Consider the following 18,723-nt stretch of genomic DNA (forward strand, 5'->3'; position numbering starts at 1 on the left):
ACAGACCGGAGTTGAAAATAAAATATGCCAATATCAATAATGTGCCGTTGACAAATATATGACATTAGCACATAACATATCTATATAACGAGAATGGCCCATCCCATGGATATGCAACTTGCCCCCGCCCCGCTCGTAACGGATCCCCGTCGGCGGCTCATCCTCTTCTTCTTCCTGATGACCGCTATGTTCATGGCGACGTTGGATAACCAGATCGTCTCCACGGCACTGCCGACCATCGTCGGCGAGTTCGGTCATCTGGACCGCTTCGGCTGGATCGGTTCGGCCTATCTGCTGGCGCTCAGCGCCGTGATGCCGCTCTATGGCAAGCTCGGCGATCTCTTCGGACGCAAATATGTGATGATGACGGCAATCGCGATCTTCACGGTGGGCTCCGCCGTCTGCGGTCTCGCCGTCTCGATGAACACGCTGATTGCCGCCCGCGTGCTGCAGGGCTTCGGCGGCGGCGGCATCATGGTTTCGATTTTCGCCGTCAATGCCGACCTCTTCGAGCCGCGCGAACGCGCCCGCTACCAGAGCTATTCCAGCCTCGTACTGATGGCCTCCGGCGCCATCGGCCCGGTCCTTGGCGGCACGATGAGCGATCTCTTCGGCTGGCGCTCGATCTTCCTCGTCAACGTGCCGATCGGCTTCATCGTGCTTACCGGCCTCGCCTTCATGCTGCCCTACCGCAAGCCGCATCGCCGGCCGAAGATCGATTATGCCGGCGCACTCCTGCTGGCGCTGACAACAACCAGCATCGTGCTTGCGACCGACAGCAGCGAGCTTTTCGGTGCGCTGATCTCGCCGCAGAGCATCGGCATAATCGCCTTCGGCGTGGTTTGCGCCATCACCTGGGTTTTCGTCGAACGTCGCGCGCCGGAACCGATCGTGCCGCTGCCGCTGTTCCGCAATTCCACGTTCAGCCTGCTGCTGGTGATCTCCATCATGGGCGGCGCAATCGCCATCGGCATGGTCAACTACCTCGCGCTGTTCCTTCAGACGACGACAGGCCTTTCGCCGTCGGGCGCCGGTCTGCTCTTCATTCTGCTGACAGGCGGTCTCGTCTGCGGCTCCCTGAATGCCGGCCGCATCATTTCGAAGACAGGCCGCTACAAGCCCTTCGCAATTGCCAGCCTCACCTGCAGCGCCATCGCTTTTGCACTGATCTCACAGGTTCACGCCGGCACACCGATTGCCTTCATCGGCGCGATCATGCTGCTGCACGGCGTCGGTATCGGCCTTGCCCAGCAGGTTCCGGTCATCGGCGTTCAGAATGCCGCACCGGCCCGCGATGTGGGTGCTGCAACCGGCTCGGTCACGCTGTCGCGTATGGGCGGCGCCTCGATTGCCATCTCCATCTACGGTGCAATCATTGCATCGCAGCTCGGCAGGCTCGGCTCCTCCATCCCAGGGGTGGCCAATATCGAGGAGCTGACGCCGAAAATGATGGCAGCACTTCCCGAGGCCAGCCGTCAGGCGGTGGCTAATGCTTACGCCTCCGCCTTCTCGCCGCTGTTCATGACCTCCTGCGGCATCGCTTTGATCGGTCTGATCGCCGCCATCATGCTGAAGCCGGTGCAGCTCCCCCGCGCCGGCGAACAGAAGACCAGCCAGACCACCGCCGCCGCCGCCGAAGCCGCGGAGTAAGCACAGAGCGCGCGGCCTCCGCGCCTCTTCAATTTAGTCGGCTCGAAAACACCACTATTAATTGTATTATTCGCGCGAATGTTACGCGTGCCCGCATCGGTCGCCGTACTGACCGATTTTTTCCGCAGTGCAGCCGGAATCTGCACTCGCGATGGAACTTTCGCCATAATTTCATCGGAGCGAGAAGTGCCTCGACAGGCGGGGCATTGCCGAAATGCAACGGCGCCACATTTAGATAGAGTCTCGCTATGCAACCCACGCGGAAATCGGCTACAGCAAAGACTTGGATCGGCCGATTGTACAGCGCGAGAACCGAGGCGGAAGCCTATTGAATTTTCCTGGCAACGGCCGGCCCGAAGATGCGGCAGACCGGCGACTTAAAATGGTGCGGAGAGACAGACTGGACAGTATGACGACGTGGAAATCGCCCGCGCTTTCCAGTGATGCCTTTTTTGCGCCGCGCCGTTGGGCGCGCCGTTTCCTGCTGCTGTTGGCCTGCGCCGTCGCGCTGAACGGCTGCGAGTCGTTGATCCAACAATCCTATCAGCCGACCGTCGGCCCTTCGTCTAATCCGCAAATCGTCGACGAAGTGCAGAAGAACGACCCTCGCGCCGCCATGGGCGCCCGCGAGCATCCGCGCATCGTTGCGAGTTATGGCGGCGAGTATAAGGACGCCAGGACCGAGCGCCTCGTCGCGCGTATCGCCGGCGCACTGACGGCCGTCTCGGAGAATCCGAGCCAGTCCTACCGCATCACCATCCTGAACTCGCCCGCTATCAACGCCTTCGCGCTGCCGGGCGGTTATCTCTATGTCACCCGCGGCCTGTTGGCGCTCGCCAACGATGCCTCGGAAGTCGCGGCCGTGCTGTCACACGAGATGGGCCACGTCACCGCAAACCATGGCATCGAGCGGCAGAAGCGTGAAGAGGCGGAAGTCATTGCCAGCCGTGTCGTCGCCGAAGTGCTGTCGAGCGATATAGCCGGCAAACAGGCGCTTGCCCGCGGCAAGCTGCGTCTTGCCGCCTTCTCTCGTCAGCAGGAACTGCAGGCCGACGTCATCGGCGTACGCATGCTCGGTGAAGCCGGCTATGATCCTTATGCCGCAGCCCGTTTCCTCGACTCCATGGCCGCTTACAGCCGCTTCATGTCGGTCGATCCCGAGGCAGACCAGAGCCTGGACTTCCTGTCGAGCCATCCGAATTCCGCCCAGCGCATCGAGCTTGCCCGCACCCACGCTCGCGCCTTTGGCCAGGAAGGCTCCGTCGGCGATAAAGGCCGTGACTACTATCTCGATGGCATCGACGGCCTTCTCTACGGCGACAGTCCGGAAGAGGGCTATGTGCGCGGCCAGACCTTCCTGCACGGCGGCCTCGGCATCCGCTTCGACGTGCCGCCTGACTTCAGCATCGACAACAAGGTCGAGGCCGTCATGGCAACCGGCCCGAACGATATCGCCATCCGCTTTGACGGCGTGGCCGACAACCAGAACCAGAGCCTGACGAATTACATTTCCAGCGGCTGGGTTACCGGCCTCGATCCGTCGACCATCCAGCCGATCAACGTCAATGGCATGGAGGCTGCGACCGCGCGCGCCACTGCCGACCGTTGGGACTTCGATGTCACGGTCATCAGAAACAACAATCAGATCTTCCGCTTTCTGACGGCGGTGCCGAAAGGCAGCCCGTCGCTGGAGCCGACGGCAGACGTTCTGCGCGCAAGCTTCCGCCGTATGACGCCGGACGAAGCCGCTTCGCTGAAGCCGCTACGCGTGCGGGTGGTCACAGTCCGCCCTGGCGAGAACATCACCACGCTCGCTTCCCGCATGATGGGTACCGATCGCAAGCTCGATCTCTTCAAACTGATCAACGCCCTGCCGACGGGCGCTGCCGTTTCTCCCGGCGACCGCGTGAAGATTATCTCCGAATAAAAGAAGGCCCGGCTTGTGCCGGGCCAGTCTGTGCTGCTGGGGAGTAATTCCTGTCAGGCATAGGCTGCCATGTGCGGATCGGCGCTGACGAGCGCCGTACGAAGCTTTTCCATCGCCCGGCTTTCGATCTGGCGCACGCGCTCTTTGGAAATGCCGAGGTCAGCGCCGAGCTCTTCGAGTGTCGCCCCGTCTTCGGCAAGCCGGCGCGCGCTGATGATCTTCATTTCACGCTCGTTGAGATGCTTGAGGGCAGAGGCAAGCCAGACACGACGGCGTTCGCCGTCGATCATGTTTGAGACCTGCTCATCCGGCAGAGGTTCGTCGCTGACGAGGAAATCCATCTTTTCTGCACTGTCGGCATCACCCGAAACGGAAGGCGCCTGCAACGAGGCATCGTTGCCGGAAAGGCGCGCATCCATGGTCTGCACGTCAGCAAGGCTGACACCGAGGGCAGCCGCGATTTCCTGATGAATGGATTGCAGTGTCAGCTGCGTATCGCCCTTGGCCAGCTTGGCGCGCAGGCGCCGCAGATTGAAGAAAAGTGCCTTCTGCGCCGAACTCGTACCGCCGCGCACGATCGACCAATTGCGCAGGATATAGTCCTGGATCGAGGCGCGGATCCACCAGCTTGCATACGTGGAAAAGCGCACATCGCGCGCCGGTTCGAACCGGGCCGCGGCCTCCAGAAGCCCGACATAACCTTCCTGTACGAGATCGCTCATCGGCAGGCCGAAATTGCGGAACTTGCCTGCCATGGAAATGACGAGGCGCATATGCGCCATGGCGATCTGGTTGCGGGCGCCGCGGTCTTCATGATCTTTCCAACGAATGGCCAGGTTATGCTCTTCTTCACGGGCAAGATAGGGAGCCGCCATTGCTATTTTGATCATGCGCCGATCTGCAGACATGTTCTTCATATCGCTCTCCTAAATGGGCCACGTGCCTAAAAATGAACAAGCAAACACCGTTTCCGGAACATCGCTGCGCCGGAGCAAACTAGGGTCTTGAATGCATAAAGGCCTCCTCCTGGACTTTTCAGGAGGAGGCCCTATCTCTCGTCATGTGCCGCCAAGACGGCAGGATTGGATCTGTTTCTTGAGATTACCGGAAAGGCAAATTCTGGAAATCATGATCCTCTCCTCATCGAACGTTGACAGCTTCGGCGGAAGTCAAACCGAGCTTTATAGGCTCCGGTCATGTCCGCACTACTGTGTATGAACGTCGTAGCGGCGAAAAAGTTCCAATAAAAAACCCGGCACCAAGGCCGGGTTTTTTCATCAGCAAAAACAATGCGCTATTAAGCGGCTTCGTCCTGCGAGTCGTCTTCTTCGATTACCTTGCCACGCTTCGGACCCTTGTTGAGATTGGTCTCGACGAGGCGAACTGCTTCGGTTTCAGACATTTTGTTGACGGCAGCGATTTCGCGAGCCATGCGGTCAAGAGCAGCCTCATAGAGCTGACGCTCGGAATAGGACTGTTCCGGCTGGTTCTCGGCACGATAAAGATCGCGAACGACCTCTGCGATGGAAATCAGGTCGCCGGAATTGATCTTGGCATCATATTCCTGAGCGCGACGGGACCACATGGTGCGCTTGACGCGAGCCTTGCCCTGCACGACCTTGAGGGCGCGCTCGACGAAATCGGTCTCGGAAAGCTTACGCATGCCAATGCTCATGGCCTTCGCGACCGGAACCTTCAGCCGCATCTTGTCCTTTTCGAAATCGATGACGAAAAGTTCAAGCTTCATGCCGGCGACTTCTTGCTCTTCGATAGCCGTGATGGTACCGACGCCATGTGCGGGGTACACGATCGATTCACCAGTCTTGAAGCCGTGACGTGCGGTAGAAGGTTTTTTCTGCTGGGTGGTCATTCTAATCAAAAACTCCCTGTTACGCTACCGGCGGCGGCCGGAGCCGGGTCAGTCAGGCCCGGATGAGACGGTTAAATCCGTCGGGTGACTTCACTCTGGTTCCACCAGACAGAAGCAAAAGGTATCCTTGCGCGCGATCTTGGGATCCGACAGCTCAAGTTATTGATATGTCACGGAAACCGCGTACGGATTTGTTTTACTTTCGTGATGGTTTTGGGCATGCTTCATGCCACAAATGGAACAGTGTGGTGAACGTATCACAAAAATATGAGGAAATCAATAATTTGCTTAACGTGAGTCATGTGGGCAACACATAGCCCCCATGTGACTCACGCGTAATTTGAAACGTTTAACCTGCCGCTGAACCCGGTTTCATCGGCACCGCACGTCGAAATTTTCAGTCGCCGCTACCGGGCTTTTCCGAGAAGTATTTCTCGAATTTTCCGGTCTCGCCGTCCATCTCCTTGGCCTCGGCCATCGGCTCTTTCTTGACCGTGATATTCGGCCAGATGCTCGCATATTCAGCGTTAATCTTCAGCCACTTGTCGAGACCCGGTTCGGTATCGGGCTTAATCGCCTCGGCCGGACATTCCGGCTCGCAAACACCGCAGTCGATGCACTCATCGGGATGGATGACGAGGAAATTCTCGCCCTCGTAGAAACAGTCGACGGGGCAGACTTCAACACAGTCGGTATATTTGCAGCGAATGCAATTGTCGGTCACGACATAGGTCATGAAGAACTCCAGGATTTCCACGCGGGCGGGGCCGGGCAACCTGGAACGTCGCGCCTGTCCCCTAAGCCGGAGAGAAAGCGTGGACAGGCTTGGGAGGCAAGCACGCTACCCGGCAGGTTGTGTGTCACGTATCGGCTTTACAGCAGGATTTCAAGGACAAACGATCTCCGAAAAGCTGACGGCAGGAAGAGTTTTCTAATCCTCATCCGACATCAGCCTGTCGATTGCGCGCCGTTCCTTTTTCGTCGGTCTTCCGGAGCCGGTGGCCCGAATAGCTTGCTCATAGGGCGTGAGGCGTTTTGCCACATCCGGAGGCGGCGACAGATCCTCATAGAGCAGCTTCGCCTCCTCATAGGGTCCGCGCCGCTCGCCCGGCAGCCGGACAACGAGAATGACATCCCGCCGCTCCAGCCTCAGCTCAACGCGATCGCCCACCTTGACCATCTGGCTCGGCTGTGCACAGCGTGCGCCATTGATGCTGACGTGACCGGATTGGATATGGCTCTGCGCCAGCGAGCGCGATTTCACCATGCGTGCGAAGAACAGCCATTTGTCGATGCGCTGGCGCGAACCGCTCCCTGGCTGTGTCTCTCCACTCATGACTACTTCTTCATCTGCTCCTTGAGCGCTGCAAGCTTGGCAAACGGCGAATCCGGATCGATCGGCTTCTCCTTGCGCGGCGGCTTGGCCTCGAAGCGCAGCGGCTGCGAATTGCCGCGATTGTTGTTGCGGTCGTTGCGATCGCCACGATCCTTGCGGTCCTGACGGTCGCCGCGCTGCTCGTTGCGGTCATTACGCGCATGCTGAGGCCTGCCCCCATCACGATTGCCGCCGTCACGATTGCCGCCTTCCCGGTTACCGTCGCGATTGCCGCCATCCCGGTTGCGGTTGTTGTTGCGATTACCGTCCCGGCTCTCGCCACCTTCGCCACCGCCCTGACGGCGATTGTTGCGCTCACCGCGGTCCTGACCCTGGCCTTGGCCCTGTCCGCCGCGGCGGTCGCCATGGCCGCGCGCTTGGCGCTGGTTTTCGTTGCGGCCACCGAGGCGCCACAGGAGAACCGGCTTCGGCTCTGCAGCTTCGCCCGCCTCAGCCGAATCTTCGGCAACTGCAGGCGTTTCCTCAGCTACAGGTGCGGCTTCGACAGCGGGCGTTTCTTCCGAAGCGCCGTCTGCGTCATCGTGGTCGGCCTTTTCAGCCGTTTCCTCTGCTGCGGCCTCAGTCACCGCTGAAGCCGGAACGGATGCTGCATCCTGCGTTGCGAGGAATGCGGCTGCCTCTTCGGCCTTCACGGCATCGGCGCGGTAGCCGAGACCCTTGAGAATCTCTTCCATGTCTTCGAGCGTCGCGCCGAGAATGGATAGCATCGCCGTCGTCGTCGTGAAACGGCGACCGTCATAGGCGCCTTCGGGACGCGTGCCTTGACCCGGCTTCCACTGCAGGAGCGGACGGATGAGATCGGCAAGACGCTCCAGGATGTCGATGCGCACGGCGCGCTTGCCGAGGAAACGGAAGCCCGCGAGCTTGTAGAACATACGCTCGAAGCTCGGATCGGTGACCACAGAGGTACGGCCGGCGGCGAGCACCGGAATGAGATCACCGTAGCCCGGCTTGTCGAGACCGTCATTCTTCAGCGCCCAGAGCAGGGTGATGAGCTCCGCCGGCGCCGGCTTCAGAAGCGCCGGCACGAAGATATGATAAGCGCCGAAGCGAATGCCGTATCGGCGCATGGAAGCGCGCGCATCCTGATCCAGAGACTTCACTTCTTCCGTCACGTCGCGGCGGAAGAGCACGCCGAGATTCTCGACGAGCTGGAAGGCAAGCCCCTTGGCAAGGCCCTGCAGGTCTTCGGCGCGCGACAGGTCGTCGAGCGGCTTCAGCACCGTGCTGATATGATGATTGACGAAGCGCTCGATACGGGCGGCGACATGGTCGCGCGCATTGCCCGTGAGCTGCTCGTCGGCAAGCAGGATGACACGCGGACGCATCACATGATCGCTGCCCGAAAGGCGGCCGACAGGATCGCCGAGCCACCGGACGAGTCCATCCGATCCGATCGCCAGATCGGCATTGCCTGCGGCATGCAAGCGTGCGGCACGAGCTTCGAATTCGAGAGCAAGCGCCTTCTGCGACGCAGCCTGAACCGCCTTGGCATCCGGCCCGTCCGTTCCCCCAACAGGCGTGAAACGGAACCCGGTCAACTGCCCCACATGATGTCCTTCAACAAAGACATCGCCATTCACACTGATTTCAGCTTCCAGCATCGCATTCTCTCTCAGGCGCTTCATGAGCACAGATGTCCTGCGATCAACAAAGCGTTTCGTCAACCTTTCATGTAACGCATCGGACAATCGATCTTCGATTTCCCGCGTCTTTTCCTGCCAGTGTGTCGGATCGGCAAGCCAGCCGGGCCGATTCGATACATAGGTCCAGGTCCTTATCTGCGCGATTCGCGCCGAAAGCGTGTCAATTTCTCCATCCGTCCGATCCGAACGATGAACCTGTTCGGCTAGAAACTGCTCGTTCACCGTGCCATAGCGCACTAGATCGGAAAAGAGGGTAGAAATAAGATCGGCATGTTGCGCAGGCGTTATGCGCCGATAGTCCGGCAGAGCGCAAGCCTCCCAGAGCTTTTCGACCCGCGCCGGCGTGCTAGCGAGATCAATAATTTCCGGATAGCGCGACAAATGTTCGAGCGCTTGCTGGTCGACGGCCGGCAGCGCCCGGGTCAGACCCGGTACGCGGGGGCCGGTCTCAAGGCTTGCCCGCAGGGATTGTATCGAGGAAAAATCGAGATCCTTGGTACGCCACTGCAGAACCTTGATATTGTCGAACTCATGGCCCTCGATGCGCTGCACCAGTTCCTCGTCGAAGGGTGAAACCTGGCCGGTTACGCCAAAGGTTCCGTCACGCACATGACGGCCGGCGCGGCCAGCGATCTGGCCGAGTTCGCCGGGGTTGAGGTTGCGGAATTGATACCCGTCGAACTTCCGGTCCTGCGCGAAGGCCACATGGTCGACATCGAGATTGAGACCCATGCCGATCGCATCGGTCGCGACGAGATATTCGACGTCGCCCTCCTGATAGAGCGCGACCTGCGCATTGCGGGTGCGGGGGCTGAGCGCTCCGAGCACGACAGCCGCACCGCCGCGCTGGCGCCGGATCAGTTCCGCGATCGCATAAACTTCGTCCGCCGAGAAGGCGACGATTGCCGAACGCTGCGGCAGCCGGGTGATCTTCTTCTGCCCGGCATAGAGAAGGTGGGAAAGCCGCGGCCGCTCCGTGACCGTAATCCCCGGCAGAAGCTGCTGCAGGATCGGCCGCATTGTGGCAGCACCTAGCAGAAGCGTCTCCTCGCGCCCGCGCAGGTGCAGGATGCGGTCTGTAAAGATATGGCCGCGCTCGAGATCTCCAGCGAGCTGCACTTCATCGATGGCGACGAAGGCTGCCTTGGTTTCCCGTGGCATCGCTTCGACCGTACAGACCGAGAAACGCGCATTCGGCGGCGAGATCTTTTCTTCGCCGGTCACTAGCGCCACGTTGTGGGCGCCGACCTTTTCGACCACGCGCGTGTAGACTTCGCGCGCCAGCAGGCGGAGCGGCAGGCCGATGACACCCGTCCCATGCGCCACCATGCGTTCGATCGCATAATGGGTCTTGCCGGTATTGGTCGGCCCGAGCACCGCGGTCACGCCGCGCCCGCTCAGTATCATCGGCTGCGAAGTCAGGGTCATATTCCATGCAAGTGAGGCGGTGACGCCCCAGGGTCAAGTCGGAGCTGCGAATGAGGCACAGAACACATGGACAGCCGAAGCTTCAAACGCAAGGGCAGATTTGAAATAGACTTGGGATTGAGCACGGAAGTCACAGCCCGCTAAGTCCTTGATTTAAGATTCGGAACAGCTTGAGAACGAATCGGAGACGAATCGCTGACTCCGGCGGATTCAGCTTTTGTTCACGGCTAAGTATTGATTTTGAATCGCTTTTTTACACTAGATGCTGAATCCGCAGACTCGCCTGAGAACAAATGCTGGCAACCGCGATTAACGCTTTTTTCCGCATCGTAAAGGCGCAAAGGTCAAGCCCGAAATTAACGCTTCGACCAAAGCCGGAACGAATCGGAGACGAATCGCCGATCTCGAGGTTTTCCCCTTTCGTTCACGGCGAGATCTTGTGGGCACTTTCGCCACCGATCCCAACATACGGGTTCCGGGTTTGCCGCAGCCGTTCCGAGCGGTCGGATCGCATTAATATTTTGCATGCCGAATTTACGGAGCCTTAAGCAGGCTGGCGCCGACAGGCTGAGGAAAGTCATGGCTGATCAAAGCCGGAACGAATCGCCGACGAATCGGAGACATCTTCATTTTCCTGCTTTGTTCACCGCAACATATTGTATTCAAAGAGAATTTTAACCATACCCGGAAAATACTAGATAGCATTTCGCCGACTTGCTTTCGAAGGAACCGGCTAAATACGGCTTCTGTCGCAATGGTGATAACGCCGCCGTGATATTCTGAGAGTTTAGCCGGGAACAAAAATCGCGGATGCGGGTTTCTAGTCCAGTCGAAATGAGAATGAGGCAGGACAAAAACCATGCTTGGCACGATACTTCTTATTATCCTTATTCTGTTATTGGTCGGCGCCTTGCCGAATTGGGGTTATAGCCGCGGCTGGGGCTATGGACCTTCCGGTGGTTTGGGGTTAGTTCTCGTCATCATTATCATTCTTGTACTGATGGGCCGAATTTAAAGGCCGGTAACCTGGGGAGTTAGACATGAAAAAGATTGTTCTTAGCTGCGCTCTCATTGGCGCTCTCGCCTCCTGCACCCCGACGGAGCAGGGCACGGCGATTGGTGCGGGCACGGGCGCCATCATCGGCGGCGCCGTCAGCAACAGCTGGGGTGGCGCGGCAGTCGGCGCAGTCGCCGGCGGTCTGACAGGCGCACTGATCGGCCATTCGGTCGAACGTCAAGGCTACTGCATCTATCGCGACCGTTACGGCCGCCGTTACGAAGCGCGTTGCCGCTAATCAGCATCGGCCCATCGGAAATTTTGAACGGGCGCTTCGGCGCCCGTTTTTCTTGCGCGCTTTTGTCGTCAACGCCGCGTTGACGATCGGTCGCTGAAGTCAAATCTACCGCGCCACCGGGACCAAGCGCATATTCCTTTCAACATCACAAGAGCAGAGCCTGTGTCGCCCGTGAAAGAAAAGGAACGCTACCATGGCCCAGATTTTCCTGAATTCCGCCGTCGCCGTCCTGATCGCCTCGGCTTTCCTCACGACGGCAGTCGCCGCCCTCCGCAGCCAGGACCGCGCCGTCCAGAAAGTGCCCGTCAAAGCCAATAGACGGCGCCATCCCAACGCCTGACGCCATCAATGAACCGAACCGCGTAACGGCAACTATACGAGCGCCCGTCTGCAGGGAGATAAGACTATGAACAAGATCATCGCAATCGCCGCCCTCATCACCATTGCCCTCGCGGCCTATGGCGCATCTGCCGGCCCCTATGACAGTGCCGGCAGCTTCCCGAGCAACTACGCCCACAGCCAGAAGAAATAGGTTCAGACGAAGAACTGACCGCCATTGGCCGTCAACGTCGAACCGGTAATGAAACCGGCATCCTCGGAAACGAGGAAGGTCACGCAGCGCGCGATCTCCTCGGGTTCGCCGAGGCGCCCGACCGGGATTTGCGGAATGATCTTCTCATTCAGCACCTTTTCCGGCACCGCAAGCACCATCTCCGTCCCGATATAACCGGGGCAGATGGCATTGACGGTAATGTTCTTGACCGCACCTTCCTGGGCAAGCGCCTTGGTAAACCCGAGGTCGCCGGCTTTGGCGGCAGAATAGTTCACCTGCCCCATCTGGCCCTTCTGGCCGTTGATGGAGGAGATATTGACGATGCGGCCGAAGCTGCGGTCACGCATGCCGCTCCACACATGGTGCGTCATGTTGAAGAGACCGGTGAGGTTGGTATTGATCACCTCATGCCACTGCTGCGGCGTCATCTTGTGAAACATCGCATCGCGCGTGATGCCGGCATTGTTGACGAGGATCTCGACCGGGCCGAGTTCGGCCTGGACCCTCGCAATACCTTCGCCGCAGGCAAGATAGTCGGACACGTCCCACTTGAAGACGGGCACGCCGGTAACATTATGAAATGCCTTGGCCTTTTCATCATTGCCGGCATAGTTGGCAGCAACCTTATAGCCGGCATTCTTTAGAGCCATCGAAATTGCCGCGCCAATGCCGCGCGTACCACCAGTGACCAAAGCCACTCTGCTCATGTTCCGCTCCCCAGTTATTGTCAGCCCGCTCTCGGGCAGGCCTCAAGAAACATGCATTGTACGCTATTTACATTGCCTCGAAGCACATCGCGACACCCATGCCGCCGCCGATGCAAAGCGTGGCGAGACCCTTTTTGGCGCCGCGGCGCTTCATTTCGAAGAGGAGCGTATTGAGGACGCGCGCACCCGAAGCGCCGATCGGATGACCGATCGCGATCGCGCCGCCATTGACGTTGACGATATCAGGATCCCAGCCGAGATCCTTGTTCACGGCGCAGGCTTGGGCCGCGAAGGCTTCATTGGCCTCGACGAGGTCTAGATCGCCGACGGACCAGCCGGCCTTTTCCAGCGCCTTGCGGGAAGCAGGGATCGGGCCGGTCCCCATAACTTGCGGATCGACACCGGCTGTTGCCCAGGAAACGATGCGGGCAAGCGGCTGGATGCCGCGACGCGACGCTTCCGCTTCGCTCATCAGCACGGCTGCGGCAGCGCCGTCGTTAAGACCGGAGGCATTCGCCGCGGTCACCGTGCCATCCTTGTCGAAGGCGGGTCGCAGCTTGCCCATGGCCTCCAGCGTCGCGCCGTGGCGGATATATTCGTCGGCATCGACGGTTACGTCACCCTTGCGGCCCTGAATGATGAAGGGAACGATTTCGTCCCGGAAGCGGCCAGCCTTCTGTGCGGCTTCCGCCTTGTTCTGCGAGCCGACGGCGAAGTGGTCCTGGTCGTCGCGTGAAAGCTGCCATTGGCGTGCGATATTTTCAGCAGTAACGCCCATGTGATAGCCGTAAAAGGCGTCGGTTAGACCGTCCTTGATCATGGTGTCGATCATCTTCATGTCGCCCATCTTCACGCCGCCGCGCAAATGTGCCGCGTGTGGCGCCATCGACATGGATTCCTGACCGCCGGCGACGATGATCTTCGCATCACCGAGCGCGATCTGCTGCATGCCGAGGGCAACGGCACGCAGGCCGGAACCGCAGAGCTGGTTGACGCTCCAGGCCGTCGCCTCCTTGGGAACATCGGCCTTCATCGCCGCCTGGCGAGCGGGGTTCTGGCCCTCGCCCGCCTGCAGGACCTGGCCAAGGATGACCTCGTCCACGTCTTCAGGGGAAACACTTGCCCGCTCCAGCGCGCCTTTGATGGCGGCAGCGCCGAGCTCGTGAGCGGGAATTGTGCCGAAAGCACCGTTGAAGGAACCGACAGCGGTGCGCGCTGCGCTGGCGATGACGACGGATGAACTGCTCATGGGGTGGTTTCCTCGTTTCTCGTCACACATATAAGTGGAAACTGACAAAGCTGCAGGCGCAAGTCAAATGCCAAGACTATTCCACCATTTGCTGCAGCGCCCTCAAATGGATTTATCCGTACAGGGAAAGGGCTTGCCGCATCGCACAAAGAGATTGTCACCGCCCTTCTTTTGCGTCTACAGTCTCTGGTGGAGGAGTATCCATACAATCAGACGGGGTTCGGGAGACTGATATGGCGAAGACTGAGGGTCAGATCGTAATCAAGAAATATGCCAATCGCCGCCTCTATAATACAGGCACCAGCACCTATGTGACGCTGGAAGACCTGGCGGAGATGGTGAAGAAGGGGGAGGATTTTGTCGTTCAGGACGCCAAAAGCGGTGACGACATCACGCATTCGGTACTGACCCAGATTATTTTCGAGCAGGAATCGAAGACCGGCAACACGCTGCTTCCGATCTCCTTCCTGCGTCAGCTGATCACCTACTACGGCGACCAGATGCAGATGGTCGTTCCGAGCTTCCTGGAACATTCCATGCGCGCCTTCACGGAACAGCAGTCGCAGATCCGTGAGCAGGTGAACCGTGCCTTCGGCGAAACGCCGCTCAGCAAGAACCTGCAGCTTCCCATGCAAATGGTCGAGGAACAGGTCCGCCGGAATACCGAGATGTTCCAGCAGGCCATGCAGATGTTCTCACCCTTCATGACGCCGCCGCCCAAGGAAAGCCGCAAGGCGGAGGCGAAGGACATCGACGAGCTGAAGGAACAGCTTCGCGCGCTGCAGAACAAGCTCGACAACCTATAGGCCGATAGAAACGTCCCGGCCGGCGCTGCGGATCGACACCGCAAAGCCGCCGATCACGTCGATCAGCGCAATGGTCATCAGGATGAAGAAGACCTGGGTCGCCGCATCCTGGACGAGAAGAAACTCGACCAGGAAGGCGATGAAGACCAGCATCGACAGCATGTGGTTGATGAGGTTGCCGGAAGCGTTCCGGGTCGCCTTCAAGATCTCGAAGAAGAGTACGACGAGCGCCACGACGATGAAAAGATCGCCGAGCGCCATACTCCAGATCGCTCCCGAAAGCATCGACAGTACGATCACATCGTGCTGGAGCGAGGGAATGCCGCCGCCACCCATCAGGCCCAGCATCGCCAGATTGTAAAGAATAAATGGAATAACCATCAGCGGCATTACGGTAATCATGCAGAAATATCTCCCAGATCTCTAGGGAATACTGCCTGACATCACCGTCTCACTTCAAGGCACTGAAGATTATAATATCTTGAAAAGAAAAGGCCGGCATAGAGCCGGCCTTCAAAACTTTCATCGGACAAGCCGCATAAAGAATTATGCGCTTTCCTTCGGCGTCAGAACCTGGCGGCCACGGTACATACCGGTCTTTAGATCGATATGGTGCGGGCGGCGCAGTTCGCCGGAGTTCTTGTCTTCGACATAGGTCGGAGCCTTCAGCGCATCAGCCGAACGGCGCATGCCGCGCTTGGACGGGCTCGTTTTTCTCTTCGGTACAGCCATTTCTCTTACTCCACTTGCGGGCAAAACATTCCCACGGCCAGACTGGCGGCCGAAACGGACATGTCGCGATTTCGGAATTTTGCGCGCTTATACATGCAAGGGGCGGCCTTGACCAGTCCCCATATGTATTTTTTGCGATGCCTCTGATTGTCTGCTCAGACTTCGTCTTCCGGCACAATCCACGGCTCGGCTCGGGCTGCTTCTTCCCACTTCCGCCAGGCCGGATGCGCCTTCATCGCGCTCATGTAGGCCAGTATATCGGTGCTGCTGACGAGATCATAGATATCGAAGCGATTGACGACGGGCGCAAACATCGCATCCGCTCCGCTGAATGCACCGAAGAGGAACGGTCCACCGGATTTCTGCAGCAGGTCGCGCCAGATTGTCTCGATGCGACTGATATCGGCAGAGACGCCGTCAGGCAGCGCGATCTTGCCCTTCGGGCGGCGAATATTCATCGGGCAGGCGCTGCGCAGCGCCCGGAAGCTCGACATCATCTCCATGGAGGCCGAACGGGCGAGCGCCCGCTCGGCGCGATCCTTCGGCAGCAACCCGGCATTTGGGTAAAGCTCGGCTACATATTCGATGATCGCGAAGGATTCCCAGATCTTCAGCGCACCATGCTGCAGCAGGGGCACATGGCCGCTCGGAGAGACCGCCTTGATATTGGGATTGCTGTTTGGATAATCGAAGGGGATCAGCACCTCTTCGAAATCGATGCCGACGCCCGTCAGCGCCATCCACGGCCGGAAGGACCAGGAAGAGTAGTTCTTGTTGGCGATATAGAGCGTCAGCTTGTCCATGGTGTGTTCCTGTCAGGGTTCGAAATCGAAGATCAGCAGTTCGTGGAAGTGGTTCATATCCTCGAACACGCAGAAGGCCGGCGGGTTGAGTTCCAGTACCGGCGCCCTGCTGCGGATATCCTCTGTCACCTCGTCAAGCATTGCCTGCCAGCGCGGCAGCGCCTCGTCTTCCAGCCGCTCGATCGCATAGGTGAAGGTCATGTGGAACTTGTAATTCTCATGGTGGGGCTGACGGTAACCCAGGAGATCGGCGAATGCGTCGCGCCAGGCGCGCATAACCTTGCGGTCATCCTCTGTCGCACCCTCGAGGAGCAGGCCGGACGGACGGGCTTCGACGATCGCGACCTTGAAGGGATCGAACATCTTGAAGCCTTCGAGCCGCGCGCCCATGAGCTCTGTCATGTCATCGATCGGCGTATCGAGCGGAATATTATCAGGCCAATGGTTCTCCTTGCGGCCGGTCTCGATCACGCCTTCAAAAAGCGTCATATGGAGGCTGGTGATTGGCGTGAAGATGAATTGTGGTGCCTCGGGCATCGCCAGATATCTCTCACGCGCTTCGATCAGCACCTGCTGCGTTCGTGAGCCCCTCGGGGGATGGCAGACGATCGTGTTACCCCGCTCGGGCAGGAAGCCGCCGAGCTTCTGGTAGCGGGAGCCGAGATGCCGCGGCGGAGCCGGATTATGGGTCTTCGAATACTGGAGAAGCTCGGGCGAAAGTGTCGTGGTGGTCATGGGCGACTCGGGGCTTTGATTGCTGATGCATTCGCCCATATGGCAGGATCAAGAATGTCAGATGACGCTTGCCGCTTCCAACGACAAGTTCTGATTCAATCATAGATGCACTTGATGTAATCGCCCGAGCCCTGCGCCCGCCGTTCGATGAGCGCTGCAAGCCTGCGCAGCCCTCGTCCGGGTTTTCCGGCATTGCGATCGATCGGGTTCGGTAGCGAAACCGCAAGCAACGATGCCTGGCGGCGCGTAAGCTTCGAGGCAGGCACCTTGAAGTGATATTGCGCAGCCGCCTCGATACCGTAAATGCCTGGCCCCCATTCGGCGATATTGAGATAAATCTCCATCAGCCGTCGCTTCGACCAGACGAAATCGGAGCCGACAGCCAGCGGCAGTTCCAATCCCTTGCGGATGAAGGAGCGGCTGTTCCAGAGGAAGAGGTTCTTCGCCGTCTGCATGGGAATGGTGCTGCCGCCACGCGTCTCCTGGCCCTTCAGCGTGTCTTCGACCAGCATACGCATCTCGCCCCAGTCGACACCGCCGTGGAAGCAATATTGCCCGTCTTCCGACATCATCACCGATTGCACGAGCACAGGCGCAACATCGTCGATCGACACCCACCGTCGGTCATAACCGCGCAGAAGCAAGAGATCGCGCAGCATCAGCGTCGAAACCGGATGGATGAAGGGCAGCAGATAGAGAAGGATCAGCACATAGGGAAAAAGCATCACCGCCAGAACGGCAAGAACAATGCGCTTCAGCACCTGGCGGTCTCCAACCCAGCGCCGGCGAACCGGCGCCTCGACGCTCTCCTCTGTCTGCGGCGCTATATCCAATGTCCCAGTCCGATTTCGCCCTTGTCGTTGTCATACCGCCTGAAAACCATCATTGCCAGAGTGCAGCGGAAATCTTGACGCGGCGATCGACAATTCCGTTGCCAGCAGCCGTTCTGCCGTGCCAAAGAGCGCGCATGGACGCTAAGCGGGAAACATTCGAGACACGGTTGAAAAACAGCGCCGCTGAGATCGAGGCGCTGCTCGATCTCCTGCTCTCTCCCACCGTACTGTCCGACGAGATCGCCCGTCCCGACCTCTTGCGTAGCGCCATGCACTACGCCGTCCTGAATGGCGGCAAACGCCTGCGCCCCTTTCTTGTCGTGGAAAGCACAGCACTTCTCGGCGGCAACAGGCAGGCAGCACTTCGCGTCGGCGCAGCACTCGAATGCATCCATTGCTATTCGCTCGTTCACGACGATCTGCCCGCTATGGACGACGACGACCTGCGCCGCGGCAAGCCGACCGTACACATCAAATTCGACGAAGCGACCGCCATTCTGGCCGGCGACAGCCTGCTGACCTACGCCTTCGACATCATCGCAGCCCCGGAAACCGACCTGCCGGACCGCAGCAAGACAGAACTCGTTCTGGCGATCGCCCGCGCCGCGGGCCTCGGCGGCATGGCCGGCGGGCAAGCCCTTGATCTTGCAGCGGAAAAGCAGGCGCCCGATGAAGCTGGCATCATCCGCCTGCAGGCGATGAAGACGGGTGCGCTGATCCGCTTCGCCTGCGAGGCCGGCGCCATCATTGCCGGCGCTTCGGCCGAAGACCGGCAGCGCCTGCGCCGCTTCGGCGAGAAGATCGGCCTCGCCTTCCAGCTTGCCGATGATATTCTCGACCTGATCTCCGATATCAAGACGATGGGCAAGGCGACCGGCAAAGATGCCGCCCGCGGCAAGGGAACGCTGGTGGCGCTTCACGGCATGGAATGGGCGGAGAAGCGGCTGCGTCAGCATGTCGAGGACGCAGAAGAGCTGCTCGCCCCCTATGGTGAACGCGCCGCAGTGCTGATCGCCACGGCCCACTTCGTGGCCGAACGCAAGAATTGAGACAGAGGAAGGGCGGTACCATCCAGCCCTGCTCCAGTTCATCG

At 59.3% G+C, this 18,723-nt stretch carries 20 protein-coding genes; 8 read left to right on the forward strand and 12 right to left on the reverse strand.

Annotated features, from left to right (window positions below):
- Positions 1-105: 105 nt before the first annotated feature.
- Together AB4Z13_RS09080 and AB4Z13_RS09085 are read left to right on the forward strand one after the other, a co-directional pair.
- Positions 106-1,650: an MDR family MFS transporter gene (locus AB4Z13_RS09080; protein ID WP_439016846.1), complete on the forward strand. Its 1,545-nt coding sequence runs from the start codon at positions 106-108 to the stop codon at positions 1,648-1,650.
- A 382-nt stretch (positions 1,651-2,032) separates the two neighbouring features.
- Positions 2,033-3,577, forward strand: a complete 1,545-nt coding sequence (locus AB4Z13_RS09085; RefSeq protein WP_439016847.1) for a M48 family metalloprotease — start codon at positions 2,033-2,035, stop codon at positions 3,575-3,577.
- Positions 3,578-3,630: 53 nt separating this feature from the next.
- Here AB4Z13_RS09085 and AB4Z13_RS09090 read toward each other — a convergent pair whose 3' ends face one another.
- The 5 genes from AB4Z13_RS09090 to AB4Z13_RS09110 all read right to left on the reverse strand — a co-directional run bounded on the left by AB4Z13_RS09090 (position 3,631) and on the right by AB4Z13_RS09110 (position 9,917).
- The gene (locus AB4Z13_RS09090) at positions 3,631-4,494 is read right to left on the reverse strand and encodes an RNA polymerase factor sigma-32 (protein ID WP_007825441.1); all 864 of its coding nucleotides are present in this window, start codon (positions 4,492-4,494) and stop codon (positions 3,631-3,633) included.
- 380 nt (positions 4,495-4,874) lie between these two features.
- The gene (locus tag AB4Z13_RS09095) at positions 4,875-5,447 is read right to left on the reverse strand and encodes a CarD family transcriptional regulator (RefSeq protein ID WP_007825443.1); all 573 of its coding nucleotides are present in this window, start codon (positions 5,445-5,447) and stop codon (positions 4,875-4,877) included.
- 397 nt (positions 5,448-5,844) lie between these two features.
- On the reverse strand, positions 5,845-6,183 hold the full coding sequence (gene fdxA / locus AB4Z13_RS09100) for a ferredoxin FdxA (RefSeq protein ID WP_007825445.1): 339 nt from the start codon (positions 6,181-6,183) through the stop codon (positions 5,845-5,847).
- 195 nt (positions 6,184-6,378) lie between these two features.
- Positions 6,379-6,783, reverse strand: coding sequence for an RNA-binding S4 domain-containing protein (locus tag AB4Z13_RS09105; RefSeq protein ID WP_113319837.1), 405 nt, complete (start codon positions 6,781-6,783; stop codon positions 6,379-6,381).
- Between the two features lie 2 nt (positions 6,784-6,785).
- Positions 6,786-9,917 (reverse strand): helicase-related protein, encoded by a 3,132-nt coding sequence (locus tag AB4Z13_RS09110; protein ID WP_439016850.1) that lies wholly within the window; start codon positions 9,915-9,917, stop codon positions 6,786-6,788.
- Between the two features lie 859 nt (positions 9,918-10,776).
- On the opposite strand from AB4Z13_RS09110, the gene AB4Z13_RS09115 reads away from it, so the two are divergent.
- The 4 genes from AB4Z13_RS09115 (at position 10,777) to AB4Z13_RS09130 (ending at position 11,744) form a co-directional block, all read left to right on the forward strand.
- Complete coding sequence (locus tag AB4Z13_RS09115) at positions 10,777-10,932, forward strand: DUF3309 family protein (RefSeq protein ID WP_007825451.1); 156 nt, start codon at positions 10,777-10,779, stop codon at positions 10,930-10,932.
- A 25-nt stretch (positions 10,933-10,957) separates the two neighbouring features.
- Complete coding sequence (locus tag AB4Z13_RS09120; protein WP_132655954.1) at positions 10,958-11,212, forward strand: YMGG-like glycine zipper-containing protein; 255 nt, start codon at positions 10,958-10,960, stop codon at positions 11,210-11,212.
- 193 nt (positions 11,213-11,405) lie between these two features.
- Positions 11,406-11,552 (forward strand): hypothetical protein, encoded by a 147-nt coding sequence (locus AB4Z13_RS09125; RefSeq protein WP_439016851.1) that lies wholly within the window; start codon positions 11,406-11,408, stop codon positions 11,550-11,552.
- A 66-nt stretch (positions 11,553-11,618) separates the two neighbouring features.
- Positions 11,619-11,744 carry a hypothetical protein gene (locus AB4Z13_RS09130; RefSeq protein ID WP_439016852.1) on the forward strand — a complete coding sequence of 42 codons (126 nt, stop codon included), beginning with the start codon at positions 11,619-11,621 and terminating at the stop codon, positions 11,742-11,744.
- Positions 11,745-11,746: 2 nt separating this feature from the next.
- Here the strand turns inward: AB4Z13_RS09130 and AB4Z13_RS09135 are convergent, their stop codons facing one another.
- Together AB4Z13_RS09135 and AB4Z13_RS09140 are read right to left on the reverse strand one after the other, a co-directional pair.
- On the reverse strand, positions 11,747-12,472 hold the full coding sequence (locus AB4Z13_RS09135; protein ID WP_439016853.1) for a beta-ketoacyl-ACP reductase: 726 nt from the start codon (positions 12,470-12,472) through the stop codon (positions 11,747-11,749).
- 67 nt (positions 12,473-12,539) lie between these two features.
- Entirely contained in the window at positions 12,540-13,721 is a 1,182-nt protein-coding gene (locus tag AB4Z13_RS09140) for an acetyl-CoA C-acetyltransferase (RefSeq protein ID WP_439016855.1), read from the reverse strand.
- A 233-nt stretch (positions 13,722-13,954) separates the two neighbouring features.
- Here AB4Z13_RS09140 and phaR point away from each other — a divergent pair, with 233 nt between their 5' ends.
- Positions 13,955-14,527 (forward strand): polyhydroxyalkanoate synthesis repressor PhaR, encoded by a 573-nt coding sequence (gene phaR / locus AB4Z13_RS09145; RefSeq protein ID WP_113319841.1) that lies wholly within the window; start codon positions 13,955-13,957, stop codon positions 14,525-14,527.
- Here the strand turns inward: phaR and AB4Z13_RS09150 are convergent.
- The 5 genes from AB4Z13_RS09150 to mtgA all read right to left on the reverse strand — a co-directional run bounded on the left by AB4Z13_RS09150 (position 14,522) and on the right by mtgA (position 17,630).
- The gene (locus AB4Z13_RS09150; protein ID WP_439016856.1) at positions 14,522-14,929 is read right to left on the reverse strand and encodes a hypothetical protein; all 408 of its coding nucleotides are present in this window, start codon (positions 14,927-14,929) and stop codon (positions 14,522-14,524) included. The two genes, phaR and AB4Z13_RS09150, sit on opposite strands and share 6 nt — an antisense overlap.
- Before the next feature lie 144 nt (positions 14,930-15,073).
- Entirely contained in the window at positions 15,074-15,259 is a 186-nt protein-coding gene (gene rpmF, locus AB4Z13_RS09155) for a 50S ribosomal protein L32 (RefSeq protein WP_003543812.1), read from the reverse strand.
- A 155-nt stretch (positions 15,260-15,414) separates the two neighbouring features.
- The gene (locus AB4Z13_RS09160) at positions 15,415-16,062 is read right to left on the reverse strand and encodes a glutathione S-transferase family protein (protein ID WP_439016857.1); all 648 of its coding nucleotides are present in this window, start codon (positions 16,060-16,062) and stop codon (positions 15,415-15,417) included.
- Between the two features lie 12 nt (positions 16,063-16,074).
- The gene (locus AB4Z13_RS09165) at positions 16,075-16,797 is read right to left on the reverse strand and encodes a DUF1868 domain-containing protein (protein ID WP_439016858.1); all 723 of its coding nucleotides are present in this window, start codon (positions 16,795-16,797) and stop codon (positions 16,075-16,077) included.
- A 95-nt stretch (positions 16,798-16,892) separates the two neighbouring features.
- Positions 16,893-17,630, reverse strand: a complete 738-nt coding sequence (gene mtgA, locus AB4Z13_RS09170) for a monofunctional biosynthetic peptidoglycan transglycosylase (protein ID WP_439016859.1) — start codon at positions 17,628-17,630, stop codon at positions 16,893-16,895.
- A 134-nt stretch (positions 17,631-17,764) separates the two neighbouring features.
- Between mtgA and AB4Z13_RS09175 the strand changes: the two genes are divergently transcribed.
- Positions 17,765-18,679 (forward strand): polyprenyl synthetase family protein, encoded by a 915-nt coding sequence (locus AB4Z13_RS09175; RefSeq protein WP_439016860.1) that lies wholly within the window; start codon positions 17,765-17,767, stop codon positions 18,677-18,679.
- Positions 18,680-18,723 lie beyond the last annotated feature (44 nt).

Source organism: Rhizobium sp. YAF28 (assembly GCF_052113285.1).
In the GTDB taxonomy this organism is placed as follows: Bacteria; Pseudomonadota; Alphaproteobacteria; order Rhizobiales; family Rhizobiaceae; genus Rhizobium.